22 protein-coding genes are annotated in these 21,066 nt (G+C 64.2%); 10 read left to right on the top strand and 12 right to left on the bottom strand.

What is annotated here, in order from left to right:
- Positions 1 to 115: 115 nt before the first annotated feature.
- The 4 genes from rplT to infC form a co-directional block, all read right to left on the bottom strand.
- The gene (rplT, locus tag AC1D1N_RS04760; RefSeq protein ID WP_006201247.1) at positions 116 to 517 is read right to left on the bottom strand and encodes a 50S ribosomal protein L20; all 402 of its coding nucleotides are present in this window, start codon (positions 515 to 517) and stop codon (positions 116 to 118) included.
- 38 nt (positions 518 to 555) lie between these two features.
- Positions 556 to 759 (bottom strand): 50S ribosomal protein L35, encoded by a 204-nt coding sequence (rpmI, locus tag AC1D1N_RS04755; protein WP_006201248.1) that lies wholly within the window; start codon positions 757 to 759, stop codon positions 556 to 558.
- A gap of 183 nt (positions 760 to 942) precedes the next feature.
- Positions 943 to 1,581, bottom strand: coding sequence for a methyltransferase family protein (locus tag AC1D1N_RS04750; RefSeq protein WP_477346925.1), 639 nt, complete (start codon positions 1,579 to 1,581; stop codon positions 943 to 945).
- 208 nt (positions 1,582 to 1,789) lie between these two features.
- Positions 1,790 to 2,326 (bottom strand): translation initiation factor IF-3, encoded by a 537-nt coding sequence (infC, locus tag AC1D1N_RS04745; RefSeq protein WP_112559872.1) that lies wholly within the window; start codon positions 2,324 to 2,326, stop codon positions 1,790 to 1,792.
- A 219-nt stretch (positions 2,327 to 2,545) separates the two neighbouring features.
- Here infC and AC1D1N_RS04740 point away from each other — a divergent pair, with 219 nt between their 5' ends.
- The 4 genes from AC1D1N_RS04740 to AC1D1N_RS04725 all read left to right on the top strand — a co-directional run bounded on the left by AC1D1N_RS04740 (position 2,546) and on the right by AC1D1N_RS04725 (position 5,946).
- The gene (locus tag AC1D1N_RS04740; protein WP_477346923.1) at positions 2,546 to 3,316 is read left to right on the top strand and encodes an alpha/beta hydrolase; all 771 of its coding nucleotides are present in this window, start codon (positions 2,546 to 2,548) and stop codon (positions 3,314 to 3,316) included.
- Between the two features lie 6 nt (positions 3,317 to 3,322).
- Positions 3,323 to 4,465 carry a benzoate/H(+) symporter BenE family transporter gene (locus AC1D1N_RS04735; protein ID WP_477346921.1) on the top strand — a complete coding sequence of 381 codons (1,143 nt, stop codon included), beginning with the start codon at positions 3,323 to 3,325 and terminating at the stop codon, positions 4,463 to 4,465.
- Positions 4,466 to 4,582: 117 nt separating this feature from the next.
- Complete coding sequence (locus tag AC1D1N_RS04730; protein WP_192255437.1) at positions 4,583 to 5,068, top strand: DUF2852 domain-containing protein; 486 nt, start codon at positions 4,583 to 4,585, stop codon at positions 5,066 to 5,068.
- Between the two features lie 119 nt (positions 5,069 to 5,187).
- Positions 5,188 to 5,946 carry a M48 family metallopeptidase gene (locus tag AC1D1N_RS04725; protein ID WP_436257562.1) on the top strand — a complete coding sequence of 253 codons (759 nt, stop codon included), beginning with the start codon at positions 5,188 to 5,190 and terminating at the stop codon, positions 5,944 to 5,946.
- A 236-nt stretch (positions 5,947 to 6,182) separates the two neighbouring features.
- On the opposite strand, the gene AC1D1N_RS04720 is transcribed toward AC1D1N_RS04725, so the two are convergent.
- Positions 6,183 to 6,401, bottom strand: coding sequence for a hypothetical protein (locus tag AC1D1N_RS04720; protein WP_477346918.1), 219 nt, complete (start codon positions 6,399 to 6,401; stop codon positions 6,183 to 6,185).
- 111 nt (positions 6,402 to 6,512) lie between these two features.
- Here AC1D1N_RS04720 and AC1D1N_RS04715 point away from each other — a divergent pair, with 111 nt between their 5' ends.
- The 6 genes from AC1D1N_RS04715 to AC1D1N_RS04690 all read left to right on the top strand — a co-directional run bounded on the left by AC1D1N_RS04715 (position 6,513) and on the right by AC1D1N_RS04690 (position 12,157).
- On the top strand, positions 6,513 to 7,172 hold the full coding sequence (locus tag AC1D1N_RS04715) for a phosphoribosylanthranilate isomerase (RefSeq protein WP_477346916.1): 660 nt from the start codon (positions 6,513 to 6,515) through the stop codon (positions 7,170 to 7,172).
- A 28-nt stretch (positions 7,173 to 7,200) separates the two neighbouring features.
- Entirely contained in the window at positions 7,201 to 8,451 is a 1,251-nt protein-coding gene (trpB, locus tag AC1D1N_RS04710) for a tryptophan synthase subunit beta (RefSeq protein WP_477346914.1), read from the top strand.
- 2 nt (positions 8,452 to 8,453) lie between these two features.
- Positions 8,454 to 9,293, top strand: coding sequence for a tryptophan synthase subunit alpha (gene trpA / locus AC1D1N_RS04705; RefSeq protein WP_112559880.1), 840 nt, complete (start codon positions 8,454 to 8,456; stop codon positions 9,291 to 9,293).
- Between the two features lie 48 nt (positions 9,294 to 9,341).
- Positions 9,342 to 10,265: an acetyl-CoA carboxylase, carboxyltransferase subunit beta gene (gene accD, locus AC1D1N_RS04700; protein WP_352561315.1), complete on the top strand. Its 924-nt coding sequence runs from the start codon at positions 9,342 to 9,344 to the stop codon at positions 10,263 to 10,265.
- Between the two features lie 121 nt (positions 10,266 to 10,386).
- Positions 10,387 to 11,712, top strand: coding sequence for a bifunctional folylpolyglutamate synthase/dihydrofolate synthase (locus AC1D1N_RS04695; RefSeq protein WP_477346912.1), 1,326 nt, complete (start codon positions 10,387 to 10,389; stop codon positions 11,710 to 11,712).
- Between the two features lie 25 nt (positions 11,713 to 11,737).
- Positions 11,738 to 12,157, top strand: a complete 420-nt coding sequence (locus tag AC1D1N_RS04690) for a VOC family protein (RefSeq protein WP_477346910.1) — start codon at positions 11,738 to 11,740, stop codon at positions 12,155 to 12,157.
- Positions 12,158 to 12,161: 4 nt separating this feature from the next.
- Here the strand turns inward: AC1D1N_RS04690 and AC1D1N_RS04685 are convergent, their stop codons facing one another.
- The 7 genes from AC1D1N_RS04685 to AC1D1N_RS04655 all read right to left on the bottom strand — a co-directional run bounded on the left by AC1D1N_RS04685 (position 12,162) and on the right by AC1D1N_RS04655 (position 21,059).
- Positions 12,162 to 12,575, bottom strand: a complete 414-nt coding sequence (locus tag AC1D1N_RS04685; RefSeq protein ID WP_192255421.1) for a type II toxin-antitoxin system VapC family toxin — start codon at positions 12,573 to 12,575, stop codon at positions 12,162 to 12,164.
- Positions 12,572 to 12,820 carry a plasmid stabilization protein gene (locus AC1D1N_RS04680; RefSeq protein WP_112560027.1) on the bottom strand — a complete coding sequence of 83 codons (249 nt, stop codon included), beginning with the start codon at positions 12,818 to 12,820 and terminating at the stop codon, positions 12,572 to 12,574. Before AC1D1N_RS04680 ends, AC1D1N_RS04685 begins: the two co-directional genes overlap by 4 nt.
- A gap of 73 nt (positions 12,821 to 12,893) precedes the next feature.
- Positions 12,894 to 13,175, bottom strand: a complete 282-nt coding sequence (locus AC1D1N_RS04675; RefSeq protein WP_023681396.1) for a cupin domain-containing protein — start codon at positions 13,173 to 13,175, stop codon at positions 12,894 to 12,896.
- A 133-nt stretch (positions 13,176 to 13,308) separates the two neighbouring features.
- On the bottom strand, positions 13,309 to 13,632 hold the full coding sequence (gene trxA / locus AC1D1N_RS04670) for a thioredoxin (RefSeq protein WP_023672297.1): 324 nt from the start codon (positions 13,630 to 13,632) through the stop codon (positions 13,309 to 13,311).
- Positions 13,633 to 13,705: 73 nt separating this feature from the next.
- Positions 13,706 to 17,224: a double-strand break repair helicase AddA gene (gene addA / locus AC1D1N_RS04665; RefSeq protein WP_477346908.1), complete on the bottom strand. Its 3,519-nt coding sequence runs from the start codon at positions 17,222 to 17,224 to the stop codon at positions 13,706 to 13,708.
- Complete coding sequence (gene addB, locus AC1D1N_RS04660; RefSeq protein WP_436257570.1) at positions 17,221 to 20,358, bottom strand: double-strand break repair protein AddB; 3,138 nt, start codon at positions 20,356 to 20,358, stop codon at positions 17,221 to 17,223. The genes addA and addB overlap by 4 nt, the downstream gene beginning before the upstream one ends.
- Positions 20,355 to 21,059: a nucleotidyltransferase family protein gene (locus AC1D1N_RS04655; protein WP_112560028.1), complete on the bottom strand. Its 705-nt coding sequence runs from the start codon at positions 21,057 to 21,059 to the stop codon at positions 20,355 to 20,357. Before AC1D1N_RS04655 ends, addB begins: the two co-directional genes overlap by 4 nt.
- Positions 21,060 to 21,066 lie beyond the last annotated feature (7 nt).

Below are 21,066 nucleotides of genomic sequence, written 5' to 3'. Positions count from 1 at the left end.
CCTTAAAGTGAAAATCACTTTCAAGGTGAAGGTTCAGGCATAAGAAAAACCCGCGCCAGCCGTGCCAGCGCGGGTTCCCCAAATCAAGTGTTGAATAGCTTGGGAAGCGCTGGTCTTAGGCGACAGCGCTTTCAAAAGCATTCGGCGTGGTGTTCTTCAGATATTCGAGCGCGACCTTGGCCTTGGCGACCAGGGCGGCGAAAGCCTGCGGCTCATGGATGGCCATGTCGGACAGGATCTTGCGATCGATCTCGATACCGGCCTTGTTGAGGCCGTCGATGAAGCGGCCATAGGTCAGGCCATGCTCGTGGGTCGCGGCGTTGATGCGCTGGATCCACAGCGCGCGGAACGAGCGCTTGCGGTTCTTGCGGTCGCGGTAAGCGTACTGCAGCGACTTTTCCACCGCCTGCTTGGCGATGCGGATGGTGTTCTTGCGGCGGCCGTAGAAGCCTTTCGCGGCTTTCAGGACCTTCTTGTGCTTGGCGTGCGAGGTGACGCCTCTTTTTACGCGTGCCATGTCATGATCTCCTTAAAAACGCTGTTCCGACCGAATGCTCAGAGGCCGTTCGGCAGAAAATTCTTGATGACCTTCTTGCCGTCCGGTTCAGCCAGAACCATCGTGCCGCGGGCATTTCGAATGAACTTGTTGGAACGCTTGATCATGCCGTGACGCTTGCCGGCCGCAGCCGACAGGACTTTACCCGTACCTGTGATCTTGAACCGCTTCTTGGCGGCCGATTTGGTCTTCATCTTGGGCATTTTGCTACTCCGTATTGGTGGCGCACAATCGCGCTTCTTGTTCGCTTCGGGCGGACCAAAAGCCCGAAAAGCAAATGAAACCGCCACGGCATGCCCTGCCGGGCGGTTTTTTGGAACGCGGTCCTATACGTCAAAGCAGGCGCGCGCGCAACACCTCAGGCGCTGCGACGCTCTGTCCGATTATCAAGGCAGGCGGAACAATACCGGCAGGATCCCCGACTGCTGGGCGCCATCGATGGTCTCGAACACCGGCAGCGCCACCAGAAACACCAGCCCGTCGAGCAAGGTGGTCAGCAAAAGCCGCGGCTTGAAGCTGCCGGTATCGCCCTCCTGGTAGAGCGACAGCTTGGGAAAGAAGCGCGGCACCCGTGCCAGATAGGCCTGGTAAGGGGCGCCGAGCACGTCCTTGAGATAACGCTCTTCGCGCAGGATGACGATGTGGAAGGCGCCGGCACACAAAAGCGCAAACAGGATGATGCCGGAGAACGAGCCGATCTGCGCCCCGACGCCGGCGGCAGCAATGGTCGAGAACACATAGAGCGGGTTGCGGGTAATCGAATAGGGCCCGCCGGTCACCACTTCGGAGGATTTGCGGCCGCCAATATAAAGCGTCGACCACAACCGGCCGACAATGCCGAGGAAGATCAACAGCACGCCGAACATCTCGATCGTCTCGTGCACCGGGGTCTCCGGCGGAAAAGTCGACTGGCCGAACAGCAATGCGGCAAACAGCACCACCACCAGCACGGCAAGCACCATCCTGCGCATATGCTGGTAGCCGCCAAGCTCCTTGACGGGCGCAGGATTGATTTCATTGGCCATGCCGGGAGTCCGATCGTGGAAAAGCTTCGCCGGCGATCGCGGCGTCTGCCAAGAAAACAGGCGTCCCGCCGATCGCCGGGACGCCGTGGGCCATGATTCAGGCGGATTTAGAGCGCGACACCACGTCTAGACACAACGTGATCCAAAACAATTCCAGGAAAAGTGTGAAACTGCTTTCCGCCCGGAATTGCTTCAAAACAAAGAGATTCTAGCGCGGCGCCAGCACCATCATCATCTGGCGGCCTTCGAGCTTCGGTTCGGCTTCGACCTTGGCGATCGTCGACACTTCCTCGCGCACCTTGTTCAGGAGCTGCATGCCGAGTTCCATATGCGCCATTTCGCGGCCGCGAAAGCGCAGCGTCAGCTTGACCTTGTCGCCTTCCTCGAAGAAGCGCCGCACGGCCTTCATCTTGGTCTCGTAGTCATGGCTGTCGATGTTCGGGCGCATCTTGATCTCTTTGATCTCGATGACCTTCTGGTTCTTGCGCGCCTCGGCCGCCTTCTTCTGGTTGGCGTATTTCAGTTTGCCGAGATCGAGGATTTTTACGACAGGCGGCACCGCATTGGGCGATATCTCGACCAGATCGAGCCCGGCCTCTTCGGCGAGCAGCAATGCGTCGTTGATGGAGACATCGCCTCGGTTCTGGCCTTCGGCGTCGATGAGCTGGACCCGGGGAACCCGGATATCACGGTTGGAGCGCGGGCCATCCTTGGTGGGCGCCGCTGCTTTGAAAGGTCTGCGAATGGTCGTGGTCTCCTTGGCCGTTTCGTTCAGGGTTCAAATCTAGAAATATTCAGGACGCGCCAATGTGGTGAGCGCGCGGGCGGAGTCAATAGCACAGCGCTGACGGAAAATCACCCTGAACGCTGGCCTGCACCAAACAAAGGATATAGCGGGCACTTTCCGCTTCGCCTTTGCCTGTGCCAAAAGACCGGCGAGGAAAATCAGGACCGACAGATCGCCATGACCGCGACCACCCCGACCCCGCTGGATATCCAGGGAATCAGCATCGCGGTGCGCCATGAGGCGGGCGCGACGCCCGGCATCGTCTGGCTCGGCGGCTACAAATCCGACATGCTGGGCACGAAGGCCGAGACGCTGTCGGACTGGGCGACCAAAGAAGGCCGCGCATACCTCCGCCACGACTATTCCGGCCATGGTGAGTCCGGCGGCGCCTTTGCCGACGGCACCATCTCGAAATGGCTTGGCGAGAGCCTCGCCGTCTTCCGGCGTTTCACCAAGGGCAGGCAGGTGCTGGTCGGCTCCTCGATGGGCGCATGGATTGCGCTGCGCATGGTGCAGGAACTGCGCAAGGCTGGCGACACCAGCGTCGTCGGCCTGGTACTGCTCGCCCCGGCGCCGGATTTCACCAACGAACTGGTCGAGCCGGCGCTAACCGCGGCACAGAAGCGCGACCTCAAGAAGAAGGGCTTTTTCGAGGAGCCATCGGACTACTCCGCCGAGCCTTACATCTACACGCGCGCCCTGATCGAGGACGGCCGCAACAACCGGGTGATGACCGGGCCGATCGATACCCATTGCCCTGTCCACATCCTGCAGGGTCTGGCCGATGCGGACGTGCCGGCAAGCCATGCGCTGAAGCTGGTCTCCCTGCTGCCGGCCGACGACGTCACTTTGTCGCTCATCCCCGATGGCGACCACCGCCTGTCACGGCCGCAGGATCTCGACATGCTGCTGAGAGCCGTGAGCGACATGGTCCAGCGGGCGGGTTAGGCAAGAATGCGCATTTCCATCCCGATATCCGCCTTTGTCGCGGCAATCGTCGGCTTCGGCGGCACGCTGGCCGTCGTCATTGCCGCCGCCAAGGCGGTTGGCGCCACCCAGGCCGAGACCGCGAGCTGGGTGACGGCGCTGTGCCTGGCGATGGCGATCGAGTGCCTGTGGCTGTCCTGGCGCACGAAAATGCCTGTTATCACCGCCTGGTCGACACCTGGTCTGGCGCTGATGGCGGCATCGAGCGGCTTTACCATGGCCGATGCGGTCGGCGCCTTCATCGTCACCGGCATCCTGTTGATAGCCACCGGCCTGTTCAAGCCGCTGACCCAGCTGATATCGAGGATACCGGCCTCGGTGGCGTCCGGCATGCTGGCCGGCATCGTCGTCACCTTCGCACTCAATGCCGTCAAGACCATTCCCGTCGACCCCTGGCTGATCCTGCCGCTGATCGCGGCCTTCTTCGTCATTCGCCTGTTCAATCCGGCGCTGTCGGTGCTGGCGGTGCTGATCGGCGGCGGCATTGCCGCCTTCCTTACCGGCCGTGTCGGCGGCCTGCCGACGCCGGAACTGTCGACGCTGACGTTGATTGCGCCGCATTTCAGCGCTGCGGCTATCATCGGCCTGGCGCTGCCGCTCTACCTCGTCACCATGGCCTCGCAAAACCTGTCGGGCCTCGCCGTGCTGCGCGCCGCCGGCTATCACCCCGAACCTGGCCAGCTGATCGGCGTCACCGGCCTGTTCTCGCTTCTGTCGGCGCCGTTTGGCGGCTCGACCACCAATCTGGCGGCGATTTCGGCGGCGATCTGCACCGGCCCGGATGTCCATCCCGACCCCGCCGAACGCTGGAAGACCGGCCCGTTCTATGCGCTGGCCTATCTCATCTTTGCGATTTTCGGCGCGTCGCTGGTGGCGATTTTCGCCGTGCTGCCGCAGAGCCTGATCGTGCTGGTGGCCGGCCTGGCGCTGATGGGGTCGCTAGCCAATGCGCTGTCGATCGCGCTCAAGGACGAGGACCAGCGCATGGCCGCCACGGTCACCTTCGTGGTCACCGCTTCAGGGTTGACCTTGATCGGCGTCGGCGCCGCCTTCTGGGGCCTAGTCGCCGGACTGGTCGTGCTTTTCCTCGAAGCACTCAAAAAGCGATAATCATTTCAGACCCTTGTCCGGTTTTGGCCGGCATTGTCTTGAATCGCCGTTTTCGTCTTCCCATTTCGATTCCACGCAGCCGGGTTTGGCTGTCTCCAACCGAAGGAATGGGAGAAAATGAACACATCCGCATTGATCCGCCCGGCCTGGACGCCGGCGACCATCGCGCTGATGGTGATCGGTTTCATGGTGTTCTGGCCGCTTGGCTTCGCCATGCTCGCCTACATCATCTGGGGCGACCGGCTTGACGGCTTCAAGCGCGACGTCAACCGCGCCACCGATGGCATCTTCGCCGGCTGCCGCCGCGGTTCCGACAAGGCCGCGCGCTGGGGCCATGGTTCGGCTCGCACCGGCAACGTCGCTTTCGACGACTGGCGCGAGAAGGAACTCGAGCGCCTCGCCGAAGAGCGCCGCAAGCTCGACGAGATGCTGAGCGAATTCGACGACTATGCCCGCGAATTGCGCCGCGCCAAGGACCAGGACGAGTTCGACCGCTTCATGGCCAACCGCAACAAGTCGACGGCACCGACGACCACGGGCACGACCGAAGCGACCAAGCCCGCGACCCCCAAGCGCAAGGGCCCGAACCTGCTTGACGACTGAGATCCTGCGACAGGTCTCGGCATGACAGACGGCGTCGCGCAAGCGGCGCCGTTTCTTTTTTGTTCTCTTTTCGCGTTCGCTCTACTGGCCGTTTTCCTCGAATCGCGTATCGTTCAGTCATGTCCTTCGGCTTCTTTCGCAACCTGACCAAACCAAAGCCCTCGCCCGTCGAAGAGCGGGAGCATGTCGTTGCCGGCCGCACGCTGCCGCTCAGGATCGTCGAGAGCGCCCGGGCAAGGCGGCTGACGCTGCGCATCGATTCCGGCGGCCAGGGCCTGCGCATCACCGTGCCGCCGGGCCTGCGCCGCGGCGAGGTGGAAAAATTCCTGCACCGCCACCAGGACTGGCTGGAGCAGCGGCTGGCCAAGGTGCCGACACGGCCGCAGGTGCGGCCCGGCATCAAGATCCCGATCCGCGGCGTGGCGCATCGCATCGTCCATGAACCGTCAAAGCGCGGCACCGTCACCGTCTCGCGCGACGAGCGCGGCCCGCTGCTGATCGTGCATGGCGAGCGCATACATCTGCCGCGCCGCATCGCCGATTTCCTCAAGCGCGAGGCCAAAAAGGAGATCGAGAAGCTGGTGGTCAAGCACACCGAAGCGCTCGGCAAGCGCGCCAAGGCGATCCGCTTCAAGGACACGTCGAGCCGCTGGGGTTCCTGCACCTCCGACGGCAACCTGTCCTTCTCCTGGCGCATCATGATGGCGCCGACGCCGGTCATAAACTACCTCGTCGCGCATGAGGTGGCGCATCTCAAGGAGATGAATCACGGCCCGAAATTCTGGAAACTGTGCGAGCAGCTCTGCCCCGACACCGACCGCTGCAAGGACTGGCTGAAGCGCAACGGCGGCGCGCTGCAGGCGATCGTGTTCGATTGAGCCTGATGGCGGTGCAGAAAACCTTCTGAGTTAGCGATCCTTCACACCCCCCTCTGTCCTGCCGGACATCTCCCCCGCAAGGAGGGAGATGGGCTGTTTTGAGGTGTCGCTTGTCTTTATTTGATGTCGGAGATTTGCGAAAGCGGCTGAGCGCCTAATCTCCCTCCTTGCGGGGGAGATGGCCGGCAGGCCAGAGGGGGGTGCTGTCCCGCCAACCTTTTCCGAGTAGGCGCCTCTCAATCATCATTCGCCGCGTTAAGCTCCTCCGGCCGCAGTCCTTCATCGCCATGGCGCGGCCATGGCAAAAAATTCTGCTCGAATTCATCGCTGCCGAAATAATTCAGCGCCCGATGAGCCTCCGCCCCTTCGAAGGCGGCTTTTTGTACTAGATGGGCGATGACCTCGCGCGCCTGCGCCATCTTCTGCCTGAGTTGGGCGACGGTTTCGTCTGCCATGATCTTGCTCCCGCCTGTTATGCCTCCAGGAGAAGGTAGCGCGTTCCGCCCGGGCGGCAAACAGCATGCTTTTTCTCGACTCTTGGGGTTTTTCGTGCCAATCCCCGCGCCATGGCGCTCGACATCAAGATCTGCGGGTTGAAGACCGATGAGGCAATGGCCGCGGCATTGGCCGGCGGCGCCAGCCATGTCGGCTTCATCTTCTTCGCCAAGAGCCCGCGCTATGTCGAGCCTGCGCAAGCCGGCCGCATGCGCCAGGCGGCAATCGGCAAGGCCAAGGCGGTCGCAGTCACCGTGGACGCCGATGACGCGTTTCTGGACGAGATTGTTGCTGAGATGCGCCCCGACATGCTGCAACTGCACGGCGCTGAGACGCCGGAGCGGGTGGCCGAGCTGAAAGCCCGCTACGGCCTGCCGGTGATGAAGGTGTTCTCCGTCAGCGAGGCTGCCGATCTCGAGCGACTAAAGCCGTTCATCGGCATTGCCGACCGGTTCATGTTCGACGCCAAGCCGCCGAAAGGCTCGCAACTGCCGGGCGGCAATGGCGTCGCCTTCGACTGGCGCATTCTGGCCGGCCTTGACGCCGGGCTCGATTACATGCTTTCCGGTGGGCTCAACGCCGCCAATATCGGCGACGCCTTGAGGTCAGCCAATCCGCCCGCAATAGACATTTCGTCGGGCGTGGAAAGCGCTCCGGGCGTCAAGGATCCGGCGCTGATCGAGCAGTTTTTCCGGGCCGTCAGGGCGGCGCGCGACGACCGCGCCGCCTGAATAATTCTTTCGAACCAGGAGATCGGCGATGGACCAGCCGGCGACACCTAATTCCTTCCGCACCGGACCCGACGAGCAGGGCATGTTCGGCATTTTCGGCGGCCGCTTCGTCGCCGAGACGCTGATGCCGCTGATCCTCGACCTCGAACGGCACTGGAACGAGGTCAAGAACGATCCTGACTTCAAGGCCGAGCTGACCGACCTGTCGACCCACTATGCCGGGCGGCCCTCAAAACTGTATTTCGCCGAAGGGCTGACGAAACATCTTCGTGAGGTTTCCTCGGCGAAGGGCCTCGGTGGCGGCGCCAAGGTCTATTTCAAGCGCGAGGATCTGAACCACACCGGTTCGCACAAGATCAACAACTGCCTCGGCCAGATCCTGCTGGCCAAGCGCATGGGCAAGAAGCGCATCATCGCCGAAACCGGCGCCGGCCAGCACGGCGTGGCGGCAGCCACGGTTGCGGCGCGATTCGGTTTCCCTTGTGTCGTCTATATGGGCGCCACCGACGTCGCCCGCCAAAGCCCCAACGTCTTCCGCATGAAGCTACTCGGCGCCGAAGTGCGGCCGGTCACCGCCGGCCACGGCACGCTGAAGGACGCCATGAACGAGGCCCTGCGGGACTGGGTCACCAATGTCGAGGACACCTATTACCTCATCGGCACCGCCGCCGGTCCGCATCCCTATCCGGAACTGGTGCGCGACTTCCAGTCGGTCATAGGCATCGAAGCGCGCGCCCAGATCCTCGAGCAGGAAGGCAGGCTGCCCGACACCATCATCGCCGCCGTCGGCGGCGGTTCGAACGCCATCGGCCTGTTCCATCCGTTCCTCGATGACAAGGAGGTCCGCATCATCGGCATCGAAGCCGGCGGCCGCGGACTCGACGGCATCGAGCATTGCGCCTCGATGAATGCCGGCGCGCCCGGCGTGCTGCACGGCAACCGCACCTATCTCTTGCAGAATGCCGACGGCCAGATCCTGGACGGCCATTCGATCTCGGCCGGCCTCGACTATCCCGGCGTCGGCCCCGAGCATTCCTGGCTGCGTGACTCGGGCCGCGTCGAGTATGTGCCGATCCTCGATGACGAAGCTCTGGAAGCCTTCAAGCTGACGACGCGCGTCGAAGGCATCATCCCGGCGCTGGAATCCGCGCACGCCATCGCCCATGCGGTGAAAATCGTGCCCGCCATGGACAAGGACCAGATCGTCATCGTCAACCTGTCGGGGCGTGGCGACAAGGACGTGCACACGGTGGCCTCGATGTTGGGCATGGAGATCTGATCATGGTGACCCGCATCGACCGCCGCATGGCAAAACTGAAAGCCGAAGGCCGCCCGGCGCTCGTCACCTATTTCATGAGCGGCGACCCGGACTATGACACCGCTTTATCGATCATGAAGGCGCTGCCCAAGGCCGGCGCCGATATCATCGAAATGGGCATGCCGTTTTCCGATCCGATGGCCGACGGTCCGGCGATCCAGGCCGCCGGCCTGCGGGCGCTGAAAGGCGGCCAGACGCTGGTCAAGACGCTGCAGATGGCGGCGGACTTCCGCGCTGGCGACAACGAGACGCCGATCGTGCTGATGGGCTACTACAACCCGATCTACATCTACGGCGTCGACCGCTTCCTCAAGGACGCGATCGCCAGCGGCATCGATGGGCTGATCGTCGTCGACCTGCCGCCGGAGATGGACGAGGAACTCTGCATTCCCGCGCTCAAGGCCGGCGTCAACTTCATCCGCCTGGCGACGCCGACCACCGACGACAAGCGCCTGCCCAAAGTGCTGCAGAACACGTCGGGCTTCGTCTATTACGTGTCGATGACCGGCATCACCGGCTCGGCTCTGGCCGATACCGGCAAGGTCGCGGCGGCGGTCAAGCGCATCAAGGGCCATACCGACCTGCCGGTCTGCGTCGGTTTCGGCGTCAAGACCGCCGAGCAGGCCCGCATCATCGGCGCCAATGCCGATGGCGTCGTCGTCGGCACGGCCATCGTCAATGCGGTGGCCAATGTGCTGGGGCCGAAGGGCGAAAAGACCGCCGACCCGGCCGAGGCCGTCGCCACTTTGGTCAGCGGCCTGTCGCAAGGCGTGCGTTCGGCCCGCCTTGCTGCTGCCGAATAGTTCTCCTACCTCTTTACCCAACTCTTCGTCAGGACAGGAGCCGAAGCGATGAACTGGATCACCAACTACGTTCGCCCGAGGATCAATTCGATGCTCGGCCGGCGCACCGACATGCCGGAGAATCTCTGGATCAAGGATCCCGAGACCGGCGAGATGGTGTTCCACAAGGACCTGGAATCCAACCAGTTCGTCATCCCGTCCTCCGGCCATCACATGAAGATCTCGGCCAAGGAACGGCTGAAATTCTTCTTCGACGACGGCAAATATGAGCAGCTTGAGAACCCCAAGGTCATGCAGGACCCGCTCAAGTTCCGCGACGAGAAGCGCTACACAGACCGCCTGAAGGACGCCAAGGCCAAGACCGGCCTGGAAGACGCCATCGTCAACGCGCTGGGCACGGTCGAAGGCCTGCCGGTGGTGGTGACGGTGCAGGACTTCGCCTTCATGGGCGGCTCGCTCGGCATGGCTGCGGGTGACGCCATCGTGCATGCTTTCGAGGTCGCCCTTCAGCGCAAGCGGCCGCTGATCCTGTTCGCCGCGTCCGGTGGCGCCCGCATGCAGGAGGGCATCCTGTCCCTTATGCAATTGCCGCGCACCACGGTCGGCCTCGATCGGCTGAAGGAAGCCGGCCTGCCCTACATCGTCGTCTTGACCAATCCGACCACCGGCGGCGTCACCGCCTCTTATGCCATGCTGGGCGACGTCCACATCGCCGAGCCCGGCGCGCTGATCGGCTTTGCCGGCCCGCGCGTCATCGAGCAGACCATTCGGGAAAAGTTGCCGGACGGTTTCCAGCGCTCCGAATATCTGATGGAGCACGGCATGGTCGATATGGTGGTGTCGCGGCTGGAACTGCGCGGGACGATTGCGCGGCTGTTGAAGATGCTGCTCAAGGTTCCCGAGCAAAAGCCGCTGGAGCCGGAAATCCTGCCGCCGGCCGTCATCCCGACGGAAGCCCGGCCGCAGGCCTGACGCGACATTCCTGGCCGCTATCAGTGATTGCGCGCGATGTTTCGCGCGGTATCCTCTTGTTACGCATGATCCTTTCCGAAAACCGATTCGTGTTTTTGGGCTCATGCGGTAGGATTCCCTTATGACCACACTTGCCGCAGACCGCGAAATCGACGCCTTGATGGCGCTGCATCCGAAAGGCTTCGACCTTTCGCTCGACCGCATCACCCGGCTGCTCGAACGCCTCGGCAATCCGCAGGACCGGCTGCCGCCGGTCATCCACATTGCTGGCACCAACGGCAAGGGCTCGTGCGCGGCCTTTTCGCGCGCGCTGCTCGAAGCCGGCGGCCATCTCGTCCATGTTCACACCTCGCCGCATCTGGTCAACTGGGCCGAGCGCTACCGGCTAGCGGCCGAGGGTGGCGGAAGGTTGGTCGATGACGAGACCTTTGCCGAGGCCATCGCCCGCGTCGCACGGGCCAATGAAGGCCAGAAGATCACCGTCTTCGAAATCCTCACTGCCGTCACCTTCATCCTGTTTTCCGAGCATCCGGCCGCTGCCGCCATCATCGAGGTCGGCCTTGGCGGCCGCTTCGACGCCACCAATGTCGTCACCCGGCCGGCGGTGTCGGTGATCATGCCGGTGTCGATGGACCACGAGGCCTATCTCGGCGACCGCGTCGAACTGATCGCCGCCGAAAAGGCCGGCATCATGAAGCGCGGCTGCCCGGTGGTCATCGGCGCGCAGGAGAGCGAGACAGCGCTGCAGGTGCTAATCGAAACCGCCGAGCGGCTGGATTGCCCGACCTTCGTCTACGGCCAGGATTTCCTCGCCTTCGAGGAAAACGGCCGCATGGTTTATCAGGACGAGGACGGCTTGATGGATTTGCCGCCGCCGCGCCTGCCCGGACGCCACCAGTTCGCCAACGCCGCGGCTGCGATTGCCGCCGTCAAGGCCGCCGGCTTCGAGATCAGCCACCGCGCCACCGAGAAGGCGATGGCCAATGTCGCCTGGCCGGGCCGCATGCAGAAGCTGGCACAGGGTCGGTTGGCCGAACTGGCGCCCAAGGGCGCCGACATCTGGCTCGACGGCGGCCATAATCCGGGTGCCGGCATGGTCATTGCCGAGGCGCTGGCCGAGCAGGAGGAAAAAAACCCGAGGCCGCTGTTCCTGATCTCCGGCATGATCAACACCAAGGACCAGAGCGGCTATTTCCACGCCTTCAAGGGTCTGGTCCGTCACGTCTACACAGTGCCGGTCAGCCTCAGCGACGCCGGCGTGCCGAATGACGAGTTGGCGGTCCGCGCGACGGAAGCCGGTCTCACCGCCGAACCGGTCAGCTCCGTCGCCAGCGCGCTGATGCTGCTGCGCGACACCTGGGATGGCCCGGCGCCACGAATCCTGATCGGCGGCTCCTTGTATCTCGCCGGCGCGGTGTTGGCCGAAAACGGGACGCCGCCGACCTGAAGTCAATGACAGCAAGGAGTCGCGTATGATCAAGGTGAAGCAGCTCGCTCACGTCTGTATCTTCGCGCATGATCTGGAGGCGACTCGAGCCTTCTACCGCGACGTGCTCGGCCTCGATACGCAGTTCAATTTCCTGCGCGACGGCAAGGTCTTCGGCTTCTACCTCAATTGCGGCGGCCGCAGCCATGTCGAGGTGTTCCAGAAGAACGGCACGGCATACAGCGAGCAGAACCAGATCAACCACTTTTGCCTTGAGGTGGAAAACATCGACGCTGCGATTGCCCACATCAAGTCGAAGGGCATCGATGTCACGGCCAAGAAGCATGCCTGCGACGACACGTTTCAGGCCTGGATCCGCGACCCCAACGGCGTGAAGATCGAGCTGTTCGAATACACCGCAAAAAGCGCGCAATTCACCGGCGGTGACCGCATAGCCGACTGGTAATGCTCTAGAAATCCCAAGGCGAGATCAGCTCGAGGTTGGCCGGGCCGAAGTCGTTCAGATTGCGCGTTGCCAGCCGACCGCCATTCACGCGTGCTATCGCTGCAATCATTCCGTCGGGTGCCGACATGCCTCGGCCTTGGCGGGTGGCGGTTCCCATAATCTCGCCATAAGCCAGAGCCGCCTCCTCAGTCAGCCCAAAAATGCGGTCGGCAAAGCGATGGCGCCATTGAGAGAGACCTTGCTCCAGGCGGTCGGCGCGCTCATCAGGTCGTATCTTTTGGATGCCGAAAGCGATTTCGGCAATCGCCACCGTGGGAAGAGCCAGTTCAGCATCGTTGCGGACCAGCCAAGCCATGACAGCCGCGTCAGGCGTCTTTCTAAGGGTCTCCGAAATCACATTGGTGTCGACGAAAATCAAAGCTCCGGCCCTGTATGGACCTTGCGGCTTTCCCGGATGATTTCTTCCAGATCGATGTCGACGCCAATGCTTGCCGTCAGACGGGAGTAGAAGGCGGATGCCGGTTCTCGCCCGGCTTCGCGAATCTCGTAGGATTCGAGAGCGCGTTCGACGATATCAGCTATAGAGCGGTTTTCGCGACGAGCGAGTCGATGCGCAAGATCACGTGCTTTTGCGCTGCGGACTGAAAGCTGGGGTTCGGCCATTTCAAACTCCCTTTTAAGGAAAGATATAGCCTCATCAGGGCTTGCCATCAAGATGGCAGGCGATGGCATGCCATCATTTCAGTTCGATCTCGATGAAGGCGTATTCGCCGTCATTGGCGCTGATAACGTCGTGCTCGACGCCCTCCTTGCGGAAATAGGGGGCGCCCTTTTTCATCTCGGCGAAGGACTCGCCATCCTTGGTCACCAGCTTCACCTTGCCGTCCATCAGCGGCACCACGACATAGTCGTGGCCATGGCGATGCCAGCCGGTGTTGTCGCCCGGCTGGAAGCGGTATTCGGTGACGATGACGCGCTCATTGTCGATGAAGACGGTGGCCTTGGCGGATCCGGTCATTCTGTCTCTCCTGTCCTGCCTCAAGCAGATGACATGGAGTGCGCCTATGCGAGGGCCAGAGGCGGTTGGGCGATGACGCCAAAGAAAAAGCCCGGCGCGAGGGCCGGGCTTCGATATCGAGAGTTCTGTCAGGTCAGGCGAGGCTGCCATTGATCCAGTGCGACAGCGCGGTCTTCGGCGCCGCACCGACCTTCATGTCCGCCACTTCGCCGCCCTTGAAGATCATCAACGTGGGGATCGAGCGCACGCCGAACTGCGCGGCAAGCTCGGGGTTCTCGTCGATGTTCAGCTTGGCGATCTTGATCTTGTCGCCGAGCTCATTGGCGATTTCTTCCAGCGACGGACCGATCATCTTGCACGGGCCGCACCATTCCGCCCAGAAATCCACCACGACGGGCTGCGAGGCGTTGAGCACATCGGCCTGGAAATTGCTCTTGTCGACCTTGACGGTGGCCATGCGAAAATCCTTTCGAAATTTATCTCGCACCAAATGTGGTGGTTGAGCAGCCCTTCTTCAAGCAGAACTTGTGTCACGCTCCCGTGAGTCGGGCAAGGGCGTCGTCCATTGCCTCGGCCGGCAGTTCGATCAGCCTCGGCGCCTCGGTAAACAACAGCGCTGCGGTCACTTCGCGGCCGGGATAAAGCGGTTTGAGCAGCGCGCGGTAGAGCGCCAGCTGCAGGATATAGGCCGGCGGCACCTGGGCGAGTGTAGCCGGCGCCGGCCGATTGGTCTTGTAATCGACGATCGAAACGCGCTCCGGCGTCACCGCCAGCCGGTCGATCTTGCCGGAGATCGAACGCAATCTGCCCTTGACCTCGAGGCTGCCCATGACAGCGACTTCGGCGCGGGAATTAGGCGAGAACAGTTCGGCAAAACGCGAATCCCCGAGGATCGCCATCACCGAGGCCAGCGCCTTGCTGCGTTCGGCTTCAGTCCAGTCGGCGCCGGCACGGCTCAGATATTGCCCCGCCGCGCCTTGCCGTTCGTCCTCGGCGAAGCCGGGCAGCATTTGCAGCAATTTGTGCAGCGCCAGTCCGCGCATCACCGCAAAGCCGGGCTCCGCCTCAGTGTCCAGCACCGGCGAGCGCGTATCGACAACAGCTTCCTTGCCCTCGTCGATCAGCGCCGAGGCGCCGGAGGGCGACAGCGGACGCGGCAGCTCCTCATAAGGCGGCAAGGCCCGGTAGAGGCTTTCCGGCAGCGGCAGGACCTGTTGCGGCAGCCGCGTTTCATCGGCCGCCGCTTGTGCCACAGGCGGCAGCTTGGTCATGACGAAGCGATGCACCGGCTCGCCGCTGGCGGGGTGGCGGCGCTCCGTGCTTTCCGGTGCGCCGGTCAGCGCGCGGCTGACGATCGAATGCCAGGTGCCAGTGCTGGGTGAGCGCTTGCCGTGATAGCCGCAGACAATCAGCCGGTCCTCGGCGCGTGTCATGCCGACATAGAGCAGGCGGCGGTATTCGTCGTCGGCAAGCTCGCGCGCCCGCGCCGAAGCCGTCTTGGAGAAACCGTTGGCGACGTCAGCGGCCGAGCGCCAGAGATAGCCCTTGCCGTCAAAGTTGCGGCCCGAACCATCGAACGGCATCAGCCGCGGCAAATGCTGGTCGCTGAACGGCGCCGAGCCGCCGTCGACGAGGAAGACAACGGGCGCCTCCAGCCCCTTGGCGGCGTGCACGGTCATGACGCGGACCTCGTCGCGCGTCTGGTCCATCTCGCGCTTGATTTCGGGGCCGGTGTTTTCCAGCGTCGCCAGAAAGGCTTCCAGTCCCGGCAAGCCGGTGCGTTCCTCGGCGAGGCAGAAGCTCAGGAACTCATCGAGGATGTCGCCGGCCTCCGGGCCGAGCCGGGCAATCATCTTCTTGCGCAGGCTGTCGCGCGCCAGCACGCCGGCGTAGAATTCGAACACCGGCCGGAACGCCGCCTCATTGGCCCAGCCGTCGAGCCGGGTGACGATAGCGGCCAGCGCGGGCCTGTCGCCGGCATGCTGTCGCAGTGACATTATCAGCGATGTCGCGGCCGGCCTTCCCGCGCCAAGCGCAAAAAGCGTCTCTTCCGACACGTCGAAGATCGGGCTGCGCAGCACGGCGGCAAGCGAAAGATCATCCTGCGGCTGGATGAGGAAATGGCCGAGCGCGATCAGATCCTTCACCGCAATATGGCCAGGCAAGCTCAGCCGGTCGGCGCCGGCGACAGGAATGTCGCGGTCCTTCAGCGCCCGCGACAGCGCGTGCACGAACCGGTCGCGCTTGCGCACCAGCACCAGAATGTCGCCGGCCCGCAGCCTGCGGCCCTTGCCCTCGATGATCTCGCGGTCCTTGAGCCAGGCCTGGATCGTCGCCGCCACATGTTCGGCAACGCGCACCGCCGGTGCGCTGGCGTGGTTGACCGGCAGCGTCCAGTCGTCGGGTTCCTCGATCGCATCGGCGCCAAGCGACGGCCAGACCTCGACATAGCCCGGCGCATCGTTGCGGATCGCCTTGTGGTCGAGCGGATCGGGGTCCTGGCTGATGCCGCGCCGCACGCCCGGATCGGCAAAGACACGGTCGACGGCGGCCAGCACATCGTCGGTCGAGCGGAACGACCAGGTCAGCTTGAGGTCGGCAAACGAAGCCTCGGCATCGCGCACGCGCCCGGCAAACAAAAGCCGGCTGTCGGCAAAGGAATCCGGCGCGGCGCCCTGGAACGAATAGATCGATTGCTTTTCGTCACCGACGGCAAACACCGTGCGATTGGCCGTACCGCGCTGGCCATGGCCGGCGAAAAACTCTTCCGCCAGCCGCTTCACCACCTCCCACTGGTCGGGGCTGGTGTCCTGCGCCTCGTCGAGCAGGATATGGTCGATGCCCTGGTCGAGCTTGTACTGCACCCACGGCCCAGCGTCCGGCCGCGCCAGAAGATTGACGGTGCGGGTGATGAGATCGTTGAAGTCGAGGAAGCTGCGGCCGCGCTTCAGGCGCTCGTAACGCACGATCAGCCAGTCGGCGATGGTCAGCGCCGCAACCGTGCCTTCCAGCATCCGGAACAGCGCCAGCCGGTCGGAAACCTCTGTGATCGCCTTGACGGCGGCGAGATAGCGCTCGGGTAGGTCGGGCAGCCGGTCAAGCAGCGCCTTCTTGAATGCCTTGGCGGGATCATAGGGGTCGCCATCCGCCTTGAGGAAGGCTTTGCCCAGCATCTGCAACCGGCGGATCGGGTCGGTCTCCACGAAGGCCTGACGGGCATAGGGCAGAAGATTGTTGAGAACAGTGCGGGCATCGACGGCTTCGGCTGCGCTAGCGAACACGGCAAAGAAATCAGGCAGGAAACCCGGCAGCGGCCACACCGATGCCGCTATGTCTTCGGCGCTCTGTCCGGGACGGAAATGGAATTCCTCGAACAGAGCCTGAAAGCCGGCGCCGTCGCGTCCGACCGCGTCGATGAAGCCGCGCAGGCCGTCGCGCTTGCGCACGATTTCGGAAAGCAGCGCGTCGAGCCCGTGTTCGCCGCCGCGTTCCAGCACGGTGGCGAAGGCCTCGGCCAGTCCGGCGTCGCCGGCAGAAGTGCCGGAAATCATGTCGCGGCGCGCGGCGGCGAACAGCGAGGCCTCCATCTGCGGATCGAGCATTTCGAAATGCGCCGGGATGTTGGCCTCCAGCGGGAACTGGTGCAGCACCGATTCGCAAAAGGCGTGGATGGTCTGGATTTTCAGCCCGCCCGGCGTCTCCAGCGCCTCGGCAAACAGCCGGCGCGCCCGGCGCATGGTGTCGCGGTCGGGTCGGCGATCGTCCAGCGCGGTGATCTTGGCGGCAAGCTCGACATCACCAAGCGCCGTCCATTCCGAGAGCGTCGAGAACACCCGGTTCGACATATTGGCGGCGGCGGCCCGCGTATAGGTCAGGCACAGGATCTTCGACGGATCGGTGCCGTTGAGCAGCAGCCGGATGACGCGCTGGGCCAGCACATGCGTTTTGCCGGAGCCGGCATTGGCCGATACCCAGGCCGAATTCTTCGGGTCGGAGGCGCGCGCCTGACTGGCGGCGGTCTCGGTTGGGATGGGATAGGCCTTCTTCATGCCTCCCCCGCCTCGTCGTCGCTGTCGCCGCCGGCCGACCATTCGAGCACGCGCGCCAGATGGTCGTAGTCGCCGTCGCTCTCGCCCTCGCGAAACGGCAGCGCCCGCGACAGATAGCCGGTCGTTGGGTCGGCATAATGGACAAGCAGCTTTTCCAGCCGCGCCCAGGCTTCTTCGGCGAGGTCTTCGGCGGTCCTGGGCTGGCGGTTGTAGTCGAGGATGGATTCCTCGAACACTTCGCCATTCGGCTTCAGCCGCACGAAGGCAAGTTGCGAGGGTTCGCGCGCGCCAAGCCCCTTGAAGGCGCCGCGCCGGAGCAGTGCGCCTTCCAGCGCCAGCTGCGGCGCCAGCAGCGTGTGCGCTTGCGCCTTGGATGGCGAAGAGCCGGTCTTGTAGTCCAAAATGTCGGCCATGCCGCCGGCCAGCAAATCGACACGGTCGGCATAGCCTGACAGCGTCACCCCGGTACCGCCGACAGCGGTTTTTTCTGCCCGCTCCTCGGCATGCCGCCGCGCGACGGCGGGAGCCCGGCCACGCTCCCATTCGATGATGTTGGCGGCGAGTTTTTCGAAACGCGGCCACCACACGGCCTCGACATCGGCGGGAAGGGCTACTTCTGCAAAGCATCTGCGGCCCGCCGAGATAAGCCTCTCCAGGGCTTCCGGCGCGCGCGGATCGGCAACCTCTGTCGAGAACAGGTGCAGTATGTCGTGAAACAGCGTGCCGCGCTCGGCCGCACCTGGATCGCGGATCACCGGTTCGAGCGGCAGGAGGCCGAGAATGCGTCGGGCATAGATCGCATAGGGATCGCGGCGCAGCGTCTCGATCTCGGTCACCGAGAAGTGCTGCGGCCGCATTGCCAGCGGCGGCTTCGGCTGCGGCCGTGGCGCGAAATGTTGCCGCTCGCCGGCGTCCAGCGCGCGGGCCCAGGCCAGCAATTCATCGCCGCGCTGGCGCAGCGCGGTCGCGGGGTCGTTGCCGATGAAGGTGAGGATGCGCTGCAGCCACCGCGACGGCACGGCAGGTGCGTCGCCTGCGCGGGCCGAGCGCGTCAGCACCACCTTCTTTGCCCCCATCGCCATCTGGAAATCGTGAGCGGCAAGGCCGATGCGCCGCTCCGGTGGCTCGAGGTCGATGCCGGTCTTCATCAGCCGCGACATGAAGCGGTCGCTCTCCGGCTTGCGCGGCCACACGCCCTCGTTCAACCCGCCAATGACCAGCGTGTCGACATTCTGCAGCCGCGCTTCCAGTGCGCCCCAGATGGCGATGTTGCGGTCGGTGCCTTGTCCCGGCTTCACCGTCTCGGGCGCGATCAGCGCGTCCATAACATCGGGCCATTCGTCGGCCGGGAAGTCGAAGGAGGCCGAGGCCGCGACCACGCCGCGCAGCAGGTCGGCGAGCTTCTCGCCGGCATCGCCGGCATAAAGTTCGGCGAGACTGCCGTCCGCCGTGCGGCCGAGATTTTCCAGCGCGGCGACGCTCGCCTTGGTCAGCGCGACGAGATCGGCATTCTCTTCGCCGCGAAAAGTGGTCAGCGGCGCCAGCGCCGTCGCAAGCCGGCCCAACAGGTCGCGAGCCTCCTCGACACCGCGCACGGTCAGGCGCGAAAACCAGAAGGGCTGGCGCCTGTCGCTGCTCAGGCCGGCGAGACGTTCCTCAAACAGCGCCGGTAGCGAGGCGATGTCGGGACGGCCGGTGCCGCCGCGCAGCGCCACCAGTTCGATGAGCTCGGCGGCATGGCGCACGACGGCCCGCTCCAGGCCGAGCCCAAGCAGCGGATACTTGAGCAGCGACAGCAGGCCGACGGGATCGCCGGGCCGAAACACGGCTTGCAACGTCAGCCGCAGCAGGCTGGCCGCCGGTGTGTTGGCGAGCGGCGTGCCGCCGGAATCGTCGGCGACGACGCCGAAGCGCAACAGTTCGGCCGAGACCCGCCGCGCCAGCGCCCGGTCGCCGGTGACAATGGCCGCTCGCTGTCCCGGCTGCTCGACGGCTGTCTTCAGCGCAATGGCGATTGCCACCGCCTCGTCGCGTTCGCTGGCGGCTTCGACCAGCGTCACATCGGCGAAGGCTTCGGCGATGTCGCCGGCATCGAAGGTAATGCGGGTCTCGGCCCACAATTCGGTGGTTTCTGCGGGCCGCAGCGCCTCGCCGACAAGCGCGGCACGAAGCGCCTGCGCCGGCTCGGCGGATACGACCTCCTCGACATCGCCACGCAGCACGCCGATCTTGCCGATCAGCTTGGCCATGCCGTACTGCGGATGACCGAGCAAAGCAGGCCGAGCGGCGGGGGCTGCAATCGCGGCAAAGGACGGCTCGTCCAGCATCCCATCGAGACCGGGCAGCACCACGGCGCCGTTGGGTAGGCCGGCGACCGCGGCAAGCAGTTCGGCCGTGGCCGGGATCGAGCCGGTGGAGCCGGCGGCGATCACCGGGCCTTTCGGCGGATTGCGCTCAAGCCTCTTCGCCTCGCGCCGGATCAGTGCATTGCGGTGCGCGGCCGGGTTGGAGCGGTCGCGCTCCTCCAGCAATTTCGGCCAGGCGTCGGTAACGATGCGAAGGAAATCGAGCGTCACCAGCCACCAGCCGGCAAGATTGCCGGTCACCAGATCGGCAAGCCTGGTCCAGTCCGTGCCTTCGGTTTCGATCTCGTCCATCAGCCGGGCAAGGTCGCGCGCCAGCCAGATCGCATCGGCGGCGGAGGCCGGCACGACGATCTCTTCGTCGAACATGGCCAGGACATGCGTCGGCAAGGTGCGCTTCCACGCCCGCACCAGCGGCGCCAAAAGCAGCAGGCGTTCGATCGCGGCGATCGGCGGCGCCATCTCAAGCTCGGCCGGCGTACCAGTGTCGAAGGCGGCCTCGTCCTCGTCGAACTCGCCGAGCGGGCGGATGACCGGCAGGATCGCCGAACGGCGGCTCACGCCAGGTCCGGAAAGCGCGTCGACGAAGGCGGCGCGCAGCGCACGCGCCGCACGCCGTGTCGGCACATAGATGGTGACGTCGGCCAGCGCCAGCGGATCGCCGTCGAAACGAAAGCCGGGCACCAGCCGTCCGGCCAGCAAGGCCTCGGCCAGAGTCGGCAGGAATGGCGCTCCGGGCGGGATCGAGAGAACGCGGCGCGAGCCGCTCATACCGCTCCTGCGAGGGCCGCGGCGACCGCCGCTTCCGCCTGCGGAATGGCATCGGGCGTGCCGACGGTGATCCAGCTTCCGCGCATCTGCATTCCATACAGGCGGCCAGCGGCAATCGCCTTGTCGAAATAGGCGTTGAGCGAATGTGCCCCGGCCGGCGCACCCTCAAATATGGCGGGGTCGACGATCGCGGCCCCGGCATAGATCAGTCCTGCCGGGTCGCCTTTCGAGCGCCGCAGGCCGCCATCCGGCGCCATCAGGAAATCCGTGCCGACGCAGTGTCCGGTCGCCGAGTCGAGATCGGTAAGCATCAGCAGAATATCCATTTTCGCGCTGTCCCATGCAAGGGAAAGGCGCTCCAGGCTGGGCTGGCCGCTATCGATCCAGAACGTGTCGGCATTGATGATGTAGAAGGGTTCGGTACCCAGCAGGGGCAGCGCCTTGACGATGCCGCCGGCCGAATTCAGCAGCGCGTCGCGCTCGTCGGAAATGACGATGTCAGGTACCCGCCTCCCAACGACATGAGCGACGATCTGGTCCGGCAGATAGTGCACATTGACGACGGCTTTCTCGACGCCAGCCGCCGCCAGGCTGTCCAGCCCCCAGTCGAGCAAGGTCTTGCCGGCGATCCTTACCAGCGGCTTGGGCATGGTGTCGGTGATCGGCCGCATGCGCTTGCCGAGACCAGCTGCCAGCACCATCGCGGTG

The organism is Mesorhizobium sp. P2_B5 (genome assembly GCF_056404775.1).
This window is presented reverse-complemented; position numbering and strand designations above follow the sequence as displayed.

Coding starts and splice junctions, on each gene's coding strand:
- AC1D1N_RS04730 (WP_192255437.1), top strand. CDS start 4,583: ATGAACACATCCGCATTGATCCGCCCGGCCTGGACGCCGGCGACCATC.
- AC1D1N_RS04690 (WP_477346910.1), top strand. CDS start 11,738: ATGATCAAGGTGAAGCAGCTCGCTCACGTCTGTATCTTCGCGCATGAT.
- AC1D1N_RS04725 (WP_436257562.1), top strand. CDS start 5,188: ATGTCCTTCGGCTTCTTTCGCAACCTGACCAAACCAAAGCCCTCGCCC.
- AC1D1N_RS04680 (WP_112560027.1), bottom strand. CDS start 12,820: ATGGCCGAACCCCAGCTTTCAGTCCGCAGCGCAAAAGCACGTGATCTT.
- AC1D1N_RS04735 (WP_477346921.1), top strand. CDS start 3,323: ATGCGCATTTCCATCCCGATATCCGCCTTTGTCGCGGCAATCGTCGGC.
- trpA (WP_112559880.1), top strand. CDS start 8,454: ATGGTGACCCGCATCGACCGCCGCATGGCAAAACTGAAAGCCGAAGGC.
- AC1D1N_RS04715 (WP_477346916.1), top strand. CDS start 6,513: ATGGCGCTCGACATCAAGATCTGCGGGTTGAAGACCGATGAGGCAATG.
- AC1D1N_RS04655 (WP_112560028.1), bottom strand. CDS start 21,059: ATGGTGCTGGCAGCTGGTCTCGGCAAGCGCATGCGGCCGATCACCGAC.
- addA (WP_477346908.1), bottom strand. CDS start 17,224: ATGAAGAAGGCCTATCCCATCCCAACCGAGACCGCCGCCAGTCAGGCG.
- accD (WP_352561315.1), top strand. CDS start 9,342: ATGAACTGGATCACCAACTACGTTCGCCCGAGGATCAATTCGATGCTC.
- AC1D1N_RS04695 (WP_477346912.1), top strand. CDS start 10,387: ATGACCACACTTGCCGCAGACCGCGAAATCGACGCCTTGATGGCGCTG.
- AC1D1N_RS04750 (WP_477346925.1), bottom strand. CDS start 1,581: ATGGCCAATGAAATCAATCCTGCGCCCGTCAAGGAGCTTGGCGGCTAC.
- AC1D1N_RS04740 (WP_477346923.1), top strand. CDS start 2,546: ATGACCGCGACCACCCCGACCCCGCTGGATATCCAGGGAATCAGCATC.
- rplT (WP_006201247.1), bottom strand. CDS start 517: ATGGCACGCGTAAAAAGAGGCGTCACCTCGCACGCCAAGCACAAGAAG.
- addB (WP_436257570.1), bottom strand. CDS start 20,358: ATGAGCGGCTCGCGCCGCGTTCTCTCGATCCCGCCCGGAGCGCCATTC.
- rpmI (WP_006201248.1), bottom strand. CDS start 759: ATGCCCAAGATGAAGACCAAATCGGCCGCCAAGAAGCGGTTCAAGATC.
- AC1D1N_RS04720 (WP_477346918.1), bottom strand. CDS start 6,401: ATGGCAGACGAAACCGTCGCCCAACTCAGGCAGAAGATGGCGCAGGCG.
- trpB (WP_477346914.1), top strand. CDS start 7,201: ATGGACCAGCCGGCGACACCTAATTCCTTCCGCACCGGACCCGACGAG.
- trxA (WP_023672297.1), bottom strand. CDS start 13,632: ATGGCCACCGTCAAGGTCGACAAGAGCAATTTCCAGGCCGATGTGCTC.
- AC1D1N_RS04675 (WP_023681396.1), bottom strand. CDS start 13,175: ATGACCGGATCCGCCAAGGCCACCGTCTTCATCGACAATGAGCGCGTC.